Raw genomic sequence first — 16,461 nt, forward strand, 5'->3', positions numbered from 1 at the left:
CTAGCAAGGGGTCTGCGGCGCGACAAAGATGAAACTGTTGCGAGAGGAGTCCTGCGATGAGCATTGTGGACAGCTTCGGTTCAAAAGGCAAACTTAATGTAGCCGGTACCGAATACGAAATTTTCCGGTTGAACTCCGTTGAAGGTGCAGAAAACCTTCCGTTCAGCCTCAAGGTATTGCTTGAAAACTTGTTGAGGACCGAGGACGGCGCCAACATCACGGCCGATCACGTCCGCGCACTGGCCGGTTGGGACCCCAACGCCGAGCCCGACACTGAAATCCAGTTCACGCCGGCGCGCGTGATCATGCAGGACTTCACTGGCGTGCCCTGCGTTGTCGACCTCGCCACCATGCGCGAGGCCGTCAAGGAACTCGGCGGCGACCCCAAGCGGGTCAACCCGCTGGCGCCGGCGGAAATGGTCATTGACCACTCCGTCCAGATCGACGCTTTCGGTAACTCCGGCGCGCTGGAGCGCAACATGGAGATCGAGTACCAGCGCAACGGCGAGCGGTACCAGTTCCTGCGTTGGGGCCAGACCGCGTTCGACGACTTCAAGGTCGTCCCGCCGGGCACCGGCATCGTGCACCAGGTGAACATCGAATACCTGGCCCGCACCGTCATGACCCGTGAGATCGACGGCGCGCTCCGTGCCTACCCGGACACCTGCGTGGGCACCGACTCGCACACCACCATGGTCAACGGCCTGGGCGTGCTCGGCTGGGGCGTCGGCGGCATCGAAGCCGAGGCGGCCATGCTGGGCCAGCCCGTCTCCATGCTGATCCCGCGCGTCGTCGGCTTCAAGCTGACCGGCTCCATCCCGGCCGGCGCCACCGCCACCGACGTCGTGCTCACCATTACCGAGCAGCTGCGCCAGCACGGCGTGGTCGGCAAGTTCGTGGAGTTCTACGGCGAAGGCGTCGCGGCAGTGCCGCTGGCGAACCGCGCCACGATCGGCAACATGAGCCCCGAGTTCGGCTCAACCGCCGCGATGTTCCCGATCGACGACGTCACCCTCGACTACCTGCGCCTCACCGGCCGCTCCGACGAGAACGTGGCCCTCGTGGAGGCCTACGCGAAGGAACAGGGCCTCTGGCACGATCCCTCCCGCGAGATCAAGTTCTCCGAGTACCTCGAGCTGGACCTGTCGACGGTTGTCCCGTCGATCTCCGGCCCGAAGCGCCCGCAGGACCGCATCATCCTCACCGAGTCCAAGGCCCAGTTCCGCGAGGACCTGCGCAACTACGTGAAGGAAGAGCTCCCGGACGGCAGCCTGGACGAAGCGATCGACGAGAGCTTCCCGGCGTCCGACTCGCCGTCGTTCACCGCCTCGGCGACCCACCTCACGGAGCAGGCGCCGCACGGGCATGGTCCGAAGTCCAACGGCCGCCCGTCCAAGACGGTGGCCGTCAAGACCGCCGACGGCCGCGAGTTCGAGCTGGACCACGGCGCGGTGTCGATCGCTTCGATCACCTCCTGCACCAACACGTCCAACCCGTCCGTGATGCTGGCCGCCGCACTGCTGGCCCGCAACGCCGTTGACAAGGGCCTCACCTCGAAGCCGTGGGTCAAGACCTCCGTGGCTCCGGGCTCCAAGGTCGTCACCGACTACTACAACAAGTCGGGCCTGACCCCGTACCTGGAGAAGCTCGGCTTCTACATCGTCGGCTACGGCTGCGCCACCTGCATCGGCAACTCCGGTCCGCTCGACGCCGAAATCTCCGAGGCCATCCAGGCCAACGACCTTTCCGTCACGGCCGTACTTTCCGGCAACCGCAACTTCGAAGGCCGGATCAACCCGGACGTCAAGATGAACTACCTGGCTTCCCCGCCGCTGGTCATCGCGTACGCCCTGGCCGGCACCATGGACTTCGACTTCGAGAACGACGCCCTGGGCCAGGACGAAGCCGGCAACGACGTCTTCCTGAAGGACATCTGGCCGAACCCGGTCGAGGTCCAGCAGGTCATCGACTCCTCGATCGACAAGGAAATGTTCGCCCGCGGCTACGAGGGTGTCTTCGAAGGCGACGACCGCTGGAAGGCACTCGACACCCCGGCCGGCGACACCTTCGCCTGGGATGAAAAGTCCACCTACGTCCGGAAGCCCCCGTACTTCGAGGGCATGCAGGCCAAGCCGGAACCCGTCCAGGACATCACCGGGGCGCGCGTGCTGCTCAAGCTCGGCGATTCGGTCACCACGGACCACATCTCCCCGGCCGGTTCCTTCAAGTCGGACACCCCCGCCGGCCAGTACCTGCTGGCCAACGGTGTGGAGCGCAAGGACTTCAACTCCTACGGCTCGCGCCGTGGCAACCACGAAGTCATGATCCGCGGCACCTTCGCCAACATCCGGATCAAGAACCAGCTCCTCGACGGCGTGGAGGGCGGCTTCACCCGCGACTTCACCCAGGCCGACGGCCCGCAGGCCTACGTCTACGACGCCGCGCAGAACTACCAGGCCGCCGGCACCCCGCTGGTCGTCCTGGCCGGCAAGGAGTACGGCTCCGGCTCGTCCCGTGACTGGGCTGCCAAGGGCACCGCACTGCTGGGTGTCAAGGCTGTCATCGCGGAGAGCTACGAGCGCATCCACCGCTCCAACCTGATCGGCATGGGCGTCCTGCCGCTGCAGTACCCGGCCGGCCAGAACGCCGCCAGCCTGGGCCTGACCGGCACGGAAACCTTCGCGGTTGAGGGCGTCACCGCCCTCAACGAAGGCACCACGCCGAAGACCCTCAAGGTCACCGCCACGGCCGAAGACGGCACCGTCACGTCCTTCGATGCGGTCCTGCGCATCGATACCCCGGGCGAAGCCGACTACTACCGCAACGGCGGCATCCTGCAGTACGTGCTGCGCCAGATCTCCGCTAACTAGCGCAGACTGAGCAGCCAAACGCGAAAGCCCCGGTCCGTCCCCGACGGACCGGGGCTTTCCCGTTACCGCACCCGCCCGGCACCGGGCCGCGCCGAAGAGGCGTTAGAGTTAAAAGGCATGTCTACTACCCGCAAGGAGGGGCCGTTGGGAATCTTGGAGACCATCCGGAATCCGCAGGACCTGAGCAAGTTGTCCCAGGCGCAGCTGGACCAGCTGGCAGCCGAGGTCAGGGAGTTCCTGATCGGCAACGTTTCCCAGACGGGAGGGCACCTCGGGCCGAACCTCGGCGTCGTTGAACTGACCATTGCGGTGCACCGGATCTTCGATTCCCCCCGCGACAGCATCGTCTTCGATACCGGCCACCAGTCCTACGTGCACAAACTCCTCACCGGGCGCCAGGACTTCAGCACGCTCCGCCAGCAGGGCGGCCTGTCCGGCTACCCGGACCGGGCGGAATCCGAGCACGACATCGTCGAAAGCTCGCACGCCTCCTCCTCGCTGTCCTGGGCCGACGGCATCTCCCGCGCCCGGCAGCTGACCGGCGACGGGGACCGCTACGTGATCGCCGTCGTCGGTGACGGCGCCTTGACCGGCGGCATGGCCTGGGAAGCGATCAATAACATCGCCGCGGACAAGAAACGCCGCGTGGTGATCGTCGTAAACGACAACGGCCGCTCCTACGCCCCGACCGTCGGCGGCGTGGCCGACTACCTCGCCTCGCTGCGCCCCACCATCGATTCACTCCGGGCGGCGCCGGCCTACGAAGGCGCCCTCGACTGGTGGAAGAAACGGCTGCAGAGCGGCGGCCCGGCGGGCCAGTTCACCTACAAGAGCCTGCATGCCATGAAGAAGGGCATCAAGGACTGGTGGGCGCCGCAGGGCATGTTCGAGGACCTCGGCATGAAGTACATCGGCCCGGTGGACGGCCACAACCTCCAGGCCATGGAACACGCCCTTTCCACGGCCAAGAACTACGCCGGCCCCGTGATCGTCCACGCCATGACCGAAAAGGGCCACGGCTACGCCCCGGCCCGCGCCCACGAAGAGGACCAGTTCCACGCCGTCGGGATCATCGATCCGGAAACCGGCGAGCCCACCGACGCCGGCGGCGCCAAGTCCTGGACCTCCGTCTTCGCCGACGAAATCGCCGACATCGCCGACGAACGCAAGGACATCGTCGGCATCACCGGCGCCATGCTGATCCCGGTGGGACTGCACAAGCTCGCGGCCCGCCACCCGGGGCGGGTGTTCGACGTCGGCATCGCCGAACAGCACGCCCTCACCTCCGCGGCCGGCATGGCGTTCGGCGGACTGCACCCGGTGGTGGCCGTCTACGCGACCTTCCTGAACCGCGCCTTCGACCAGCTCCTGATGGACGTCGCCCTGCATAAGGCCGGCGTCACGATCGTCCTGGACCGGGCCGGTGTCACCGGCCCCGACGGCGCCAGCCACCACGGCATGTGGGACATGGCGATGGTCCAAATCGTTCCCGGCCTGCACCTCGCCGCGCCGCGCGACGCCTCCCGGCTGCGTGAGGAACTGCGCGAGGCCGTCGCCGTCGAAGACGCCCCCACCGTGATCCGCTACTCCAAGGGCACCGTCGGCGCCGAAGTCGAAGCCCTCGAACGGCTCAGCGACGGCGTGGACGTGCTGGCCCGCCGCCCGGCCGGCTCCAGCGACAACGACGTGCTGATCGTCAGCGTCGGCGCCATGTCCGAACTCGCGCTGGACGTCTCCAACCGGCTCGGCGCCCAGGGCATCAGCTCCACGGTCGTGGATCCGCGCTGGGTCCTCCCGGTACCCAAATCCGTGATCGCCCTCGCCTCGCACCACCGGCTGGTCATCTGCATCGAAGACGGGGTCCGTGCCGGCGGCGTCGGTTCCCGGATCCGGCAGGAAATGCGGGCCGCCGGGGTGGACACCGCGCTCAACGAGGTGGGCCTGCCGGTGGAGTTCCTCGACCACGGGAGCCGCAGCCAGGTCCTGGAGCGCGTCGGGCTGACCGCCCAGCAAATTACCCACGACGTCGTCGCGCAGGTCCTCGGAACCAAGGTCCCGTTCGCGCGGCCGCTGCCAGGCCAACAGCACCCCAGCACCGGCAGCCTGCCGATCCTGTGAGCGGAACCCCGCGCCCCACCAGCTTTACCAGGCCGTCAAGGCACAGCAAGCACCCTTCGACGGCAAAGACCGCGGACGGTATACGAAGGGACTTACCATGAGCGGCATCATTCGGGTCTACAAACGCGACGAAGAAGGAGTCCTGCACTTCCGGGAGGCCTGGATCGACGAGGAATACCACGAGTTCGTGATGAACCACGGCGTCGTCGGGCACCAGAGCAAGACCGAGGAAACCGAGGCTGCCGACGCCGCCGCGGGCGAGGGACTGATGGAGGCCTTCGCGGCGCAGTGCGCGGAGGACGGCTACGCGGAAATCCCGGACGAGGAACAGTTCTGGGTGGTGGCGCAGTACGCATTGAAGACCAAGGACGGCACCAGCCGGGACCGCTACCTCGAGGAAAAAGCCAAGGACGCCCTGATCAGCCACCTCGCCTGGCGCGGCCTCGGTGTGGTGGACCGCTCCGAGTTCGCCGACGCCAAGCTCAACATCTTCTGCCTCACCCCGGACGTCAACAAGACCGTCAACGCGATCAAGGTCTGCATCCGCGGCGAGGACCTGGACTTCACCAAGCTGAGCATCGGCGCCGCCCCGTTCGGCAGCACCGAGTACAAGCTCAAGCACTCAGCCAAACCGGCCAACAGCTTCACGCTCTAGGCGGCACCGGCGGCCACCACGAGCTCCGGGCACCACCTGTTAGGAGCCGGGCACGGCTCACATCAATTTGGGGGCAAGCGACTGGAAGGTACGGCAATGACGCGTAAATCCCCTCGACCAGGCAGCACCCCGTTACCCGTAGGACTGGCGGCGCCGGCGCGCAAGTCCCTGGCGCACGCGGGAGTGGAAACCCTGGAACACCTGGTGCTGCTGGGCCGCCGGAAACTGGCCGGGATGCCCGGCATCTGCCCGCGCACCCTCGCGCAGCTCCAGGACGCCATGGACGAACACGGTTTGGAACTGCCCGCGGGATAGCCTGCCCGGAATAGCGCCGCCCGGGAGCCTGCCCGGGCCCCGCCCTCGGCCGTTATAGGCTGAATCCCATGACTGAATACCGACGCGTAGGAAATTCCGGACTGACCGTCTCCGTGGTGGGACTTGGCTGCAACAACCTGGGCCGGGCAAACACGGCCACCGAGACGCAGGAGGGGACCGACGCCGTCGTGCATGCGGCCCTGGACAACGGGATCACCTTCTTCGACGTCGCCGACGCCTACGGCCGGGAGCCCGGGCTCAGCGAAACCATGCTGGGCAAGGCTCTCGGCGGCCGCCGGGACGACGCCGTGATCGGCACCAAATTCGGCCTGGACATGCGCGGCACCAACGGCAACGACTTCGGTGCCCGCGGCTCGCGCCGCTACATCATCAAGGCGGCCGAGGCTTCCCTGCGCCGGCTGGGAACGGACTGGATCGACCTCTACCAGTTCCACACGCCGGATCCGCTGACGCCCATCGATGAGACCCTAGCGGCCCTCGACGAGCTCGTGACCAGCGGAAAGGTCCGCTACATCGGCCACTCCAACCGGGCCGGCTGGCAGATCGCGGAGGCCGAATTCGTGGCCCGCAGCCGCGGCGGAGCACGCTTCATCTCCAGCCAGAACCACTACAACCTGCTGGACCGCCGCGCCGAACTGGAGGTCACCCCGGCCGCCGAAGCGTACGGCCTGGGCGTGCTGCCCTATTTCCCGCTGGCCAACGGCCTGCTTACCGGCAAGTACTCCGAGGGGGAGGCACCGGAGGGATCGCGGCTGAGCCACACTCGCACCAACCTCGTCCACGACGCCGACTGGAATCAGCTGGGCGCCTTCTCCGCCTTCGCCGCCGAGCGGAACCTGACCGAGATCCAGGTCGCGTTCTCCTGGCTCGCCGCCCAGCCCTCCGTCAGCAGCGTGATCGCCGGCGCCACCCGTCCCGAACAGGTCCGCCAGAACGCCGCCGCCGTTGCCTGGGTCCCGGACGCCGCAGAGCTGGCAGAACTCGACGAGATCTTCCCGCGCACGCCGAAGGTCGCCCTGTTCTGAGCCGCCCTGATCTGAGCCGCACCGTGTTGAACGCTGTACCGCCTGGAGGGCGCGCCGCCGGAGACCGGATCCTGGTGGACGTGGATACCGGGATCGACGACGCCCTGGCCATCGTGTACCTGCTGTCCCGGCCCGAGGTCCGGTTGCAGGCCATCACGTGCACCGCCGGCAACGTCGGGGCACACCAGGTGGCGCTGAACAGCCTGTCCCTGTTGGAACTGTGCGGCCGGGAGGGGATTGAGGTGGCGGTCGGAGCCGAGGTTCCGTTGCAGATTCCGCTCGTGACGACCGAGGAGACCCACGGCCCGCAGGGGGTCGGCTACGCCGAGTTGCCGGCCCCCGCCCAGGCCATCTCGGCACGGCACGCCGTGGACGTCTGGGTGGAGGAAGCCCAGGCGCATCCGGGGGAGATCACCGGGCTGATCACCGGACCGCTGACCAACTTTGCCCTGGCCCTGCGCCGCGAACCGGAGCTGCCCAGGCTACTCAAGGGCCTGGTGATCATGGGCGGCAGCTTCTACTACCAGGGCAACACAACGCCGACGGCGGAGTGGAACACCGCGGTGGACCCGCACGCCGCCAAGGAGGTCTACGCGGCCTACCGCGGGATGCCCGAGGAGAAGCTGCCGGTGGTCTGCGCGCTGGAAACCACGGAGCGGATCGAGATGCTGCCGGAGCACCTGCGGCGGCTCGGCGAGGCCGCCGGCGCGCCGGAACCCGAGCTGGTGCTCCCGGAGCAGCCCGAAGGACTGCGCAGCAGCTCCAGCAGCCCGCTGGTGGCGTGCCTGTCGGACGCGATCCGCTTCTACATGGAGTTCCACCGGCTCTACGACCAGGGCTATGTGGCGCACATGCATGACGCGTTCGCCGCCTGCGCCGCCGTCGGACGCACCCCCGTCAGCACCCGGCTGGCAACGGTCGACGTCGAGACGGAGTCCCCGCTGCTGGCCGGCACCACGGTGGCCGACTTCCGCGGCCTGTGGGGACTGCCGCCGAACGCCAGGATCGTCACCGGCAATGATCCCGGGCAGTGCTTCGACGAGCTGATCTCCTCCGTGGGCGCGCTGGCACGCTCCCTGGGCACGAGGTAGCAGCGGGCGTCAGGCGGGCCCGCGGTGCTTGTGGTCCCGGCTGGCCCGCCGGATCGCTAAGATGATAGCTGCGCCGAGGTGACATGAGGCGGACGACAGCAGACCCCAGCCGAAGGACTTTTCCCATGTCACCGCAACCCCTGACCCTGCCCGACGCCGACGCCCGCGCCGGGACGGCTCCCGGCCGCCGCCGGCTGCTCGAACTTGCCGGTGCCGCGGCCATCGCGGCCACCTACGTTTTCCTGGTCCTCAGCCAGCCCGCGGACATCGCCACCGGACCCGCCAGTTTCTCCGCCCTGGTGGCCCTCGGCGGCTTCCTGCTCGGCGCGGTGCTGCTGCTCCTGGCCGTGCTGCCCGTGCTGCCCACCTCCACCCTGGTGCTGATGCCGGTAGCGATCGTGCTCAACGTGGTCCTCGGCCAGCTGATGGGCAGTACCGGGCTGCCCTTCTACCTCGACGCGATCGGCACGGTCCTGATCGCCGTCCTCGCCGGACCGGCCGCCGGCGCCGCCGCCGGAGTGCTCGGCAGCATCGTCTGGTCCTTCTTCAACCCCACCGTGCTGCCCTTCGCCGCCGGAGCGGCGCTGATCGGCTTCCTCGCCGGGCTGGCCGCCCGCGCCGGACTCTTCCGCCGCTTCTACTTCGCCCCCGTGGCCGGCTTCGTCACCGGCATCCTGGCCGGCGTCGTCTCCGCCCCGATCGCGGCGTTTGTCTACGGCGGAACCGCGGGACTGGGCACCGGCGCGATCGTCAGCGCGTTCCGGGCCATGGGCGACACCCTGCTGGCCGCGATCACCAAGCAGGCCCTCATCTCCGACCCGATGGACAAGGCAATTGTCTTCACGATCGCCGCACTGCTGGCCTACGCCCTGCCGCGGCGCACCACGTTCCAGTTCGCCTTTGTCCGCCGCTTCCGGGTGCTCGCAGGCAAGGTCCCGGCGGCGCACGAAGCCTAAGCCATGCGCCTGCACCCGCTCACGGCCTTGACCGCGGCCGGCTGTGCCGCGGTCATGACGACGGCGGCCGGCAGTTGGCCGCTCTCCGTCGGCGTGGCCCTCGCCGCGGTGCTGCTCGCCGCACGCGCACGCGTGGCAGCACGGGTGCTGGGGGCGGGCACGGTCATCCTGGCGCCGCTGTTCCTGTCCCTGCTGCTGCTGCACGGCTTGTTCTTCCCCGAGGGCCACACAGTGCTGGCGCAGTGGGGGCCGGCCCGGGTCACCGCCGAGGGGCTCGGGTTCGCCCTGGAGCTGGCCTCGCGGACGGCCGCGTGTGTCCTGTCTTTCCTGCTCTTTTCCTTCACCGTCAACGTCCCGGACCTTACGACGGCGTTGGCCGCGCGGCGCCTCCCGCCGCAGTTCAGCTTTGTGCTGGCCTCAACGCTCACGCTGGTTCCCGCCATGGCGGCCCGGCTGGCCCGGATCCGGCACGCCCAGGAAGCGCGCGGCCTCGTGGTCCGGCGCGGGCTGCTGTCCCGGCTCGGGGCCGCGCGGCTGCAGGCGGTTCCGTTGGTCCTGGGCCTGGTGGAGGACGCCGGGCTCCGGGCGCAGGCCCTGGACGCGCGGGGTTTCGGCGCCCCCGGCCCGCGGACCAGCTACCGGCAGCTGCAGGACCCGCCCGGGCAGCGGATCTTCCGGGCCGCGGCGCTGCTGCTGGCCGCGGCCGCCGTGGTGCTGCGGCTGATCACGGCCTGGCCGGCGGGGGTGCCCTCGTGACCGGGGACGAGCGAGCACCGGCCGGGCCACCCGCAGGAGTTGGGCAGCCCGCCACCGCCGCGCTGCCGGCGGCCGCTGCCCGGATCACCAGTTTCAGCTTCCACGGGGACACCGGCGCGGTGCTGCGGGACGTGCAGCTCTCCGTCCTGCCTGGATCCCTGACCGCCGTGCTGGGCGGTTCCGGCAGCGGCAAGACCACCCTCGGCAAGCTGCTCGCCGGCTGGGTCCGGGACGGCCACTCCGGCTCCCTGCGCGGCAGCCTGGCCCTCGGCGCGGACCGCCTGGACTTCCGCGGCGGCGCCGGCGACCCCCGGATCAACCCCGCCGCCTGGTCCGGCCGTGTGGGCTACGTGCCGCAGGACGCCGGGGCCGTGCTGTCCTCGGTGCGCTCCACCGTGGCCGAGGAGCTGGCCTTCGGGCTGGAAAACCGCGGCGTGCCCCGCCCGGAGATGATCCGGCGGGTGGCCCGGACCGCCGAACAGACCGGCCTGACCGGATTGCTGGAGCGGAACCCTGCGGAGCTTTCCGGCGGCGAACTGCGCCGGCTGGCGGTCGCCTGCGCCGTGATCGCCGGGCCCGACGTGCTGGTCCTCGACGATCCGCTGGCCTCCCTGGACGCGGCAGGGACCAGCCAGGTGGCGGAGCTGGTGGAGGGCCTGCTCGACGCCGGCACCGCCGTCGTGCTCTTGAGCCAGCGGGCCGACGCGCTGGCCCGCCGTGCCGGGCACTGGCTCGTCCTGGACGGCGGCACGGCAACAGCGGAAGGCCTCCCGGCCGAGCTGGCCGTCGGGCCCGAGCTCAGCGACGCCGGCGTCGTGACGGAGTCCGGCAGCGCCGGCACCCCGGCGCAGCCGCCGGCCCCTGCCGCCGCCGCGGTCCCGGTGCTTGAACTGCGGAGCATCAGCTTCGGCTACGGACCGGCAACAGCCACTGCCAGGAAGCCCGCCCGGCCCGCACGGCAGGAGACCCGCACGGCCCTGCTGCGCGATCTGGACCTGACCGTCCGGCCCGGTGAAATTGTCGCCATCACCGGTCCCAACGGCACCGGCAAATCCACGCTGCTCCGCCACCTGAACGGGCTGCTGCGGCCGCAGGCCGGGGAGGTGCTCGTCGGCGGACGAAGCATCCACGGGATCCCAACCGGCCGCGTAGCCGCATCGGTCGGCCTGCTGTTCCAGCAGCCGCGTGACCAGCTCTTTGAACGGACGGTGCTGCGGGAAGTCGGTTTCGGGCTGCGCCGGCTGCTCGGTGCGGCGGCGGCGGACCGGCTGGCGCACAAGGCGCTGGCCGCCGTCGGGCTCGCGGCCGACGCGCAGACGCACCCGGCCGAGCTGCCCTCGTCCCGGCAGCGGCTGCTGGCCCTGGCCACGGTCCTGGCCCGCAGCCCGGCGGTCATCGCGCTGGACGAGCCGACCGTGGGACTGGACCGGCACGGCCTTGAGCGGCTGCAGCACACCGTTGCCGCGGAGGCGGCTCGCGGCGCCGGCGTCGTACTGGTCACACACGACCTCGCCTACGCGCGCGCCAACGCCCACCGCGTCCTGGCTCTCGACGGCGGGAGCCTGCGGGAACTCTGACAGGCGACAGACCCCGGCAAGGCCGAACAGACAAAGACGCCGCCGCCCGCGCCATAACGGCAGGGGCGGCGGCGCCTTCGTCTTCGGCTGCTAGGCGGCAGGTTCCGACGCCACGCCCGGTGCCAGGAACTTCTTGCCGTTGACCCGCTCGGAGGCGCCCACCCGGTCCAGGTAGGGGGTGATGCCGCCCAGGAACATCGGCCAGCCCGCGCCGAGGATCATGCAGAGGTCGATGTCCTCCGGTCCGGCCACCACGCCTTCGGCCAGCATCAGGCCGATTTCCTCCGCGAGGGCGTCCTGCGTGCGGCGCAGCACTTCCTCTGCGGTGGAGGGCGAATCGCCGAACGACATCAGGGCCAGGGTCTCCGCCGGGATCACCGGCGTGCCGGCCTTCACCGAGGCCGGATCCCAGAGGGACCTGACTCCGTTGTCGATCAGGGCCTGCAGGTTCTTCGACACCGTGAAGCGGTCCCCGAAAGCGGCGTGCAGGGATTCCTGGACGTGCTGCGCGACCGGCAGCCCCACCATGGCGCCGAGCGTGAACGGCGTCATCGGCAGGCCCATCGGGCGCAGCGCGTTGTCCGCCACCTCGGCCGGGGTGCCCTCATCGAAGGCGGCAGTCACTTCGCCCATCAGCCGCAGCAGCAGCCGGTTGACCACAAACGCGGCGGCGTCCTTGACCAGCACCGCGGACTTCTTCAGGCCCTTGGCCAGCTCGAACGCGGTGGCCAGCACGGCGTCGTCGGTCTTCGGCGCGCGGACGATCTCCAGCAGCGGCATCACGGCCACCGGGTTGAAGAAGTGGAAGCCCACCAGGCGCTCCGGGTTCTGCAGGTCCTCCGCCATGGCGGTGACGGACAGCGAGGAAGTGTTGGTCGCCAGGATGCACTCGGGCGAGACGATCGCCTCGACTTCCTTGAAAACCTGCTTCTTGACGTTGAGCTCTTCGAAGACGGCCTCGATCACGAAGTCGGCGTCGGCGAAGGCTTCCTTGGACACCGAGCCGCTGACCAGGGCCTTGGTCCGGTTGGCCGCGTCCGCGCTGATCCGCTTCTTCGCCAGCAGCTTGTCCACCTCGGCATGCACGTAGTCCACGCCCTTGTCCACGCGCGCCTGGTCGATGTCCGTCATCACCACGGGCACCTTGAGCTGGCGGGCGAAGAGCAGCGCGAGCTGGCTGGCCATCAGGCCGGCGCCGACGACGCCGATCTTCGTGACCGGGCGGGCGAGCTTGCGGTCCGGGGCACCCGCGGGGCGCTTGGAGCGGCGCTGCACGAGGTCCAGGAAGGCATACACCGTGGAGCGGAACTCGTCCGTCTGCATCAGGTCCGCGAGGGTCTGGCATTCGAGCTCTGCGGATTCGGCCTGCGTCATGGTGCGGTTGGCTTCCAGCACATCCAGCACCTTGGCCGGGGCGGGGGAGGCATTGGAGGTCTTGGCCTCCACGAATGCGCGGCCCGCCGCGACAGCGCCGGCCCAGCGTTCGGCAACGTCCGGCGCGGCGGCGTCGACGGCGTTGGCACGCTCGGGGACGGTGGCGCCGGCGATCACCCGGGCGGCCCAGGCGACGGACTGTTCGACGAAGTCGGCCGGCTCGAAGATGGCGTCCGCGACGCCGAGCTCGTAGGCCTGCGGCCCCGTCAGGGTGCGGTTGTTGCTCAGCGGGTTCTCGATCATCACCTTGACCGCGTTCTCCGGGCCGATCAGCCGCGGCAGGATGTACACCCCGCCCCACCCCGGGATCAGGCCGATGAACGCTTCCGGCAGGGCCAGCGCGCCGGCCCCGGTGGAGACGGTGCGGTAGGTGGACTGCAGGGCGATCTCCAGCCCGCCGCCCAGGGCCAGACCGTTGATGAACGCGAAGCTCGGAACACCGAGGTTCGCCAGGGTGGCGTAGACGTCGTGGCCCAGCTGGGCCATCCAGAGGCCCTGTTCACGGCCGCTGACCGACTTGACCGTGGACAGGTCCGCGCCGGCCACCAGAAAGTAGGGCTTGCCGGTGACGCCGACGCCGACGATCTCGCCGCGCGCGGCACGCTCCCGCAGCCCCTCCAGCACGGTGCCGAGCTCGATCAGGGTGTTGGGACCAAGCGTGGTGGGCTTGGAGTGGTCCAGGCCGTTGTCCAGCGTCACCAGGGCGAACGTGCCCGGGCTCTTCCCGTCGACGGCGGGGAGCTGGATGTCCTGGACGTAGGAGTGCGTTACGGTTTCGTTCGGAAACAGCTCGGCAAGCTTGCGGAAATCGGCGGCGCTCATGCTGCGGCTCCAGTCTCGGTGGTGGGGTAATCGGTGCCGTAGTCGGCGTGGTGCGGGTTTTCCCAGATGACCGTGGCGCCCATGCCCAGGCCAATGCACATGGTGGTCATGCCGAAGCGGACGCCGGGGTCCTCCTCGAACTGGCGGGCCAGCTGGTTCATCAGCCGGACGCCGGAGGAGGCGAGCGGGTGCCCGACGGCGATCGCGCCGCCGTAGCGGTTAACCCGGGGATCGTCGTCGGCGATGCCGAAGTGGTCCAGAAAGCTGAGGACCTGCACGGCGAACGCCTCGTTGATCTCGAACAGGCCGATGTCCCCGATGCCGAGTCCGGCGTTTTTGAGCGCCTTTTCGGTGGCGGGGACCGGGCCGATGCCCATGACTTCCGGTTCGACGCCGGCGAAGGCGTAGCTGACCAGGCGCATCTTGACCGGCAGGCCCAGCTCTTCGGCGGCGTCGGCGGAGGCGAGCAGTGCCGCGGTGGCGCCGTCGTTGAGGCCGGCGGCGTTGCCGGCGGTGACGCGGCCATGGGCCCGGAACGGGGTGCGCAGCGCGGCGAGGTCCTCGACCGAGGTGCCCGGCCGCGGCGGCTCATCCACGGTGTTGACCGTCCAGCCCTGGCCCGGCTTCATCGTGGCCACGGGGACCAGGTCCGGCTGGATCTGCTCCCTGGCGTAGGCCGCGGCCAGCTTGTCCTGGGAGGCCACGGCGTAGGCGTCCGTGCGTTCCTTGGTGATGGCGGGGAAACGGTCGTGCAGGTTCTCCGCGGTGTTGCCCATATTCAGGGCGGCCGGGTCCACGATCCGTTCGGACATAAAGCGCGGGTTGGGGTCCGCGCCGGCGCCCATCGGGTGGTTGCCCATGTGCTCGACGCCGCCGGCGATCACCACGTCGTAGGCGCCGAAGCCGATGCCGCTGGCCGTCGTCGTCACCGCGGTCATCGCGCCGGCGCACATCCGGTCGATCGCGAAGCCCGGTACGGTCCGCGGCAGGCCGGCCAGCAGGGCGGCGGTGCGGCCGATGGTCAGGCCCTGGTCGCCGGTCTGGGTTGTGGCGGCGATGGCCACCTCATCGATCCGTTGCGCCGGCAACGACGGGTTGCGGCGCATCAGTTCGCGGATGCACTTGACCACAAGGTCATCGGCGCGGGTTCCGGCGTAAATGCCCTTCTCGCCGGCGCGGCCGAAGGGGGTGCGGACGCCGTCGACGAAGACGACATCGCGGACGGTGTTGCGTCGTCCGCTGCCCGGATGGGCGCTGCTGTGGGTTCCGCTGCTGGCTTGGCTCACGTATTACTCCTCATTGAGACATGGGTGCCGGATCTCCGTCCGCCGGCTGGGGCTCGGATGGACGGACCTGATCAGGCGGCATCCCTAGCTATGTTACTCATCAGTAACATAGCTGGCAAGGAGTAGGTATGCCGGGCTTCAGGACACGGCGTCGGAGGGTGCTGCCGCTTCCGCCGGGGCTGCCTTGGTATCCTTCGGCGGCAGCGGCTGGGGGTTCAGGAAAGCATCAGCGATCAGCGGGGCGGTGAGCTGGATCTGCCATTGCCGGGCGCCGAGGTTTTGCAGCTCCTCGGCAATGCCTTCCTCACTGATCTCGGCCGGCGGCCGCCACGCCACACGGCGCAGGTAATCCGGGGTGAGCAGGTTTTCGACCGGCAGGTTCAGCTCCTCGGCCCGGGCCTGCAGCTTGGGCCGGGCGGTGGCGAGCCGCGCGGCAGCCTCGGGATCCCGGTCGGCCCAGACGCGCGGCGGCGGGGGAGCGTTGGTGGGCAGGTGCAGCGGCGGGAGCTCCTCAAGGCTGCGGGCCGCGCTGATGCAGCGCAGCCAGCGCGGGGCCTCGCGCTGCGCGGCCCGGCCGTGGAAGCCCTTCGTTCCCAGCAGCTGCGGGACGGTGCTGGGCATGGCCTTGGCGGCGGCGACGAGGGACGAGTCGGGGATGAGCCGGCCCGGGGCGACGTCGCGCTTCTGCGCCAGCGAGTCGCGCTCCAGCCACAGTTCGCGGACGGCGGCGAGCTGACGCCGGTCGCGGATCTGGTGCAGCCCGGAGGTCTTGCGCCAGGGATCGACGCGCGGCGGGGCCTGGCCGGCGTCGAGGATCGCGGCGAATTCCTGCTCGGCGTAGTCCAGTTTGCCGTCTGCGGTGAGCAGTTCGATCAGCTCTTCGCGCAGCTCGGTGAGGACCTCGACGTCGAGCGCGGCGTAGCGCAGCCAGGGTTCCGGCAGCGGCCGGGTGGACCAGTCGGCGGCGGAGTGTTCCTTGGCCAGGCCGAAGCCCAGGAGTTGTTCGATCACGGCGGCGAGGCCCACCCGCGGCAGCCCGGCCAGCCGGGCGGCGAGTTCGGTGTCGAAGAGTTTGTCCGGCCACATACCGAGTTCGGACAGGCAGGGGAGGTCCTGGCTGGCCGCATGCAGGATCCATTCAACGCCGCGCAGTGCCTCGTTGATGATGCGCAGGTCGCCGAACGGCTCCGGGTCGATCAACCAGGTGCCGGCGCCTTCGCGGCGGATCTGCACGAGGAAGGCGCGCTGGCCGTAGCGGAATCCGGAGGCGCGTTCGGCATCCACCCCCGCGGGTCCGTGGCCGGCGGCCAGGGCGGCGGCGCAGCGTTCCAGCCCTGCCCGGGTCTCGATGACGAGGGGGACGCCGTCACGGGGGGCGTCGAGGTCAATGACCTCGGGGACCAGGCTGTCGAAGCCTTCCACCGTGATGTGGGCTGCCGTGTCCGCGGCGTCGGTTGCGCCCGACACTGCGCTGGGGACTGGGTTGGTGGCGGTGCCCGCGGTGCTGATTTCCGGATTATGAGGGGTCATGATGG

General features: G+C 69.6%; 12 protein-coding genes. 9 read left to right on the top strand and 3 right to left on the bottom strand.

All coding sequences use genetic code 11. From position 1 onward, the window contains the following. The first annotated feature begins 56 nt into the window (after positions 1-56). The 9 genes from AC1MBE_RS16755 (at position 57) to AC1MBE_RS16795 (ending at position 11,384) form a co-directional block, all read left to right on the top strand. Positions 57-2,870 carry an aconitate hydratase gene (locus AC1MBE_RS16755; RefSeq protein ID WP_479779813.1) on the top strand — a complete coding sequence of 938 codons (2,814 nt, stop codon included), beginning with the start codon at positions 57-59 and terminating at the stop codon, positions 2,868-2,870. Between the two features lie 144 nt (positions 2,871-3,014). Beyond that, positions 3,015-4,988, top strand: coding sequence for a 1-deoxy-D-xylulose-5-phosphate synthase (gene dxs / locus AC1MBE_RS16760; RefSeq protein ID WP_479782678.1), 1,974 nt, complete (start codon positions 3,015-3,017; stop codon positions 4,986-4,988). 97 nt (positions 4,989-5,085) lie between these two features. After that, a complete protein-coding gene (locus AC1MBE_RS16765; protein WP_479779815.1) occupies positions 5,086-5,643 on the top strand; it encodes a hypothetical protein in 558 nt (185 codons plus the stop codon). Positions 5,644-5,826: 183 nt separating this feature from the next. After that, positions 5,827-5,958 carry a hypothetical protein gene (locus AC1MBE_RS16770; RefSeq protein ID WP_479779817.1) on the top strand — a complete coding sequence of 44 codons (132 nt, stop codon included), beginning with the start codon at positions 5,827-5,829 and terminating at the stop codon, positions 5,956-5,958. 68 nt (positions 5,959-6,026) lie between these two features. Next, complete coding sequence (locus AC1MBE_RS16775; RefSeq protein WP_479779819.1) at positions 6,027-7,004, top strand: aldo/keto reductase; 978 nt, start codon at positions 6,027-6,029, stop codon at positions 7,002-7,004. A 23-nt stretch (positions 7,005-7,027) separates the two neighbouring features. Beyond that, complete coding sequence (locus AC1MBE_RS16780) at positions 7,028-8,095, top strand: nucleoside hydrolase (RefSeq protein ID WP_479779821.1); 1,068 nt, start codon at positions 7,028-7,030, stop codon at positions 8,093-8,095. 125 nt (positions 8,096-8,220) lie between these two features. Next, positions 8,221-9,051: an ECF transporter S component gene (locus tag AC1MBE_RS16785; protein ID WP_479779823.1), complete on the top strand. Its 831-nt coding sequence runs from the start codon at positions 8,221-8,223 to the stop codon at positions 9,049-9,051. A 3-nt stretch (positions 9,052-9,054) separates the two neighbouring features. Further along, positions 9,055-9,807, top strand: coding sequence for an energy-coupling factor transporter transmembrane component T (locus tag AC1MBE_RS16790; protein ID WP_479779825.1), 753 nt, complete (start codon positions 9,055-9,057; stop codon positions 9,805-9,807). Beyond that, positions 9,804-11,384: an ABC transporter ATP-binding protein gene (locus AC1MBE_RS16795; RefSeq protein WP_479779827.1), complete on the top strand. Its 1,581-nt coding sequence runs from the start codon at positions 9,804-9,806 to the stop codon at positions 11,382-11,384. The genes AC1MBE_RS16790 and AC1MBE_RS16795 overlap by 4 nt, the downstream gene beginning before the upstream one ends. A 90-nt stretch (positions 11,385-11,474) precedes the next feature. Here AC1MBE_RS16795 and AC1MBE_RS16800 read toward each other — a convergent pair whose 3' ends face one another. The 3 genes from AC1MBE_RS16800 to AC1MBE_RS16810 form a co-directional block, all read right to left on the bottom strand. Then, on the bottom strand, positions 11,475-13,640 hold the full coding sequence (locus AC1MBE_RS16800; RefSeq protein WP_479779829.1) for a 3-hydroxyacyl-CoA dehydrogenase NAD-binding domain-containing protein: 2,166 nt from the start codon (positions 13,638-13,640) through the stop codon (positions 11,475-11,477). Next, the gene (locus tag AC1MBE_RS16805; RefSeq protein WP_479779831.1) at positions 13,637-14,926 is read right to left on the bottom strand and encodes a thiolase family protein; all 1,290 of its coding nucleotides are present in this window, start codon (positions 14,924-14,926) and stop codon (positions 13,637-13,639) included. Before AC1MBE_RS16805 ends, AC1MBE_RS16800 begins: the two co-directional genes overlap by 4 nt. Positions 14,927-15,064: 138 nt before the next feature. Then, on the bottom strand, positions 15,065-16,456 hold the full coding sequence (locus AC1MBE_RS16810; RefSeq protein WP_479779833.1) for an HRDC domain-containing protein: 1,392 nt from the start codon (positions 16,454-16,456) through the stop codon (positions 15,065-15,067). Between the last annotated feature and the right edge of the window lie 5 nt (positions 16,457-16,461).

This window comes from Arthrobacter sp. BG5, assembly GCF_056680155.1.

Coding starts and splice junctions, on each gene's coding strand:
- AC1MBE_RS16800 (WP_479779829.1), bottom strand. CDS start 13,640: ATGAGCGCCGCCGATTTCCGCAAGCTTGCCGAGCTGTTTCCGAACGAA.
- AC1MBE_RS16765 (WP_479779815.1), top strand. CDS start 5,086: ATGAGCGGCATCATTCGGGTCTACAAACGCGACGAAGAAGGAGTCCTG.
- AC1MBE_RS16785 (WP_479779823.1), top strand. CDS start 8,221: ATGTCACCGCAACCCCTGACCCTGCCCGACGCCGACGCCCGCGCCGGG.
- AC1MBE_RS16775 (WP_479779819.1), top strand. CDS start 6,027: ATGACTGAATACCGACGCGTAGGAAATTCCGGACTGACCGTCTCCGTG.
- AC1MBE_RS16810 (WP_479779833.1), bottom strand. CDS start 16,456: ATGACCCCTCATAATCCGGAAATCAGCACCGCGGGCACCGCCACCAAC.
- AC1MBE_RS16755 (WP_479779813.1), top strand. CDS start 57: ATGAGCATTGTGGACAGCTTCGGTTCAAAAGGCAAACTTAATGTAGCC.
- AC1MBE_RS16790 (WP_479779825.1), top strand. CDS start 9,055: ATGCGCCTGCACCCGCTCACGGCCTTGACCGCGGCCGGCTGTGCCGCG.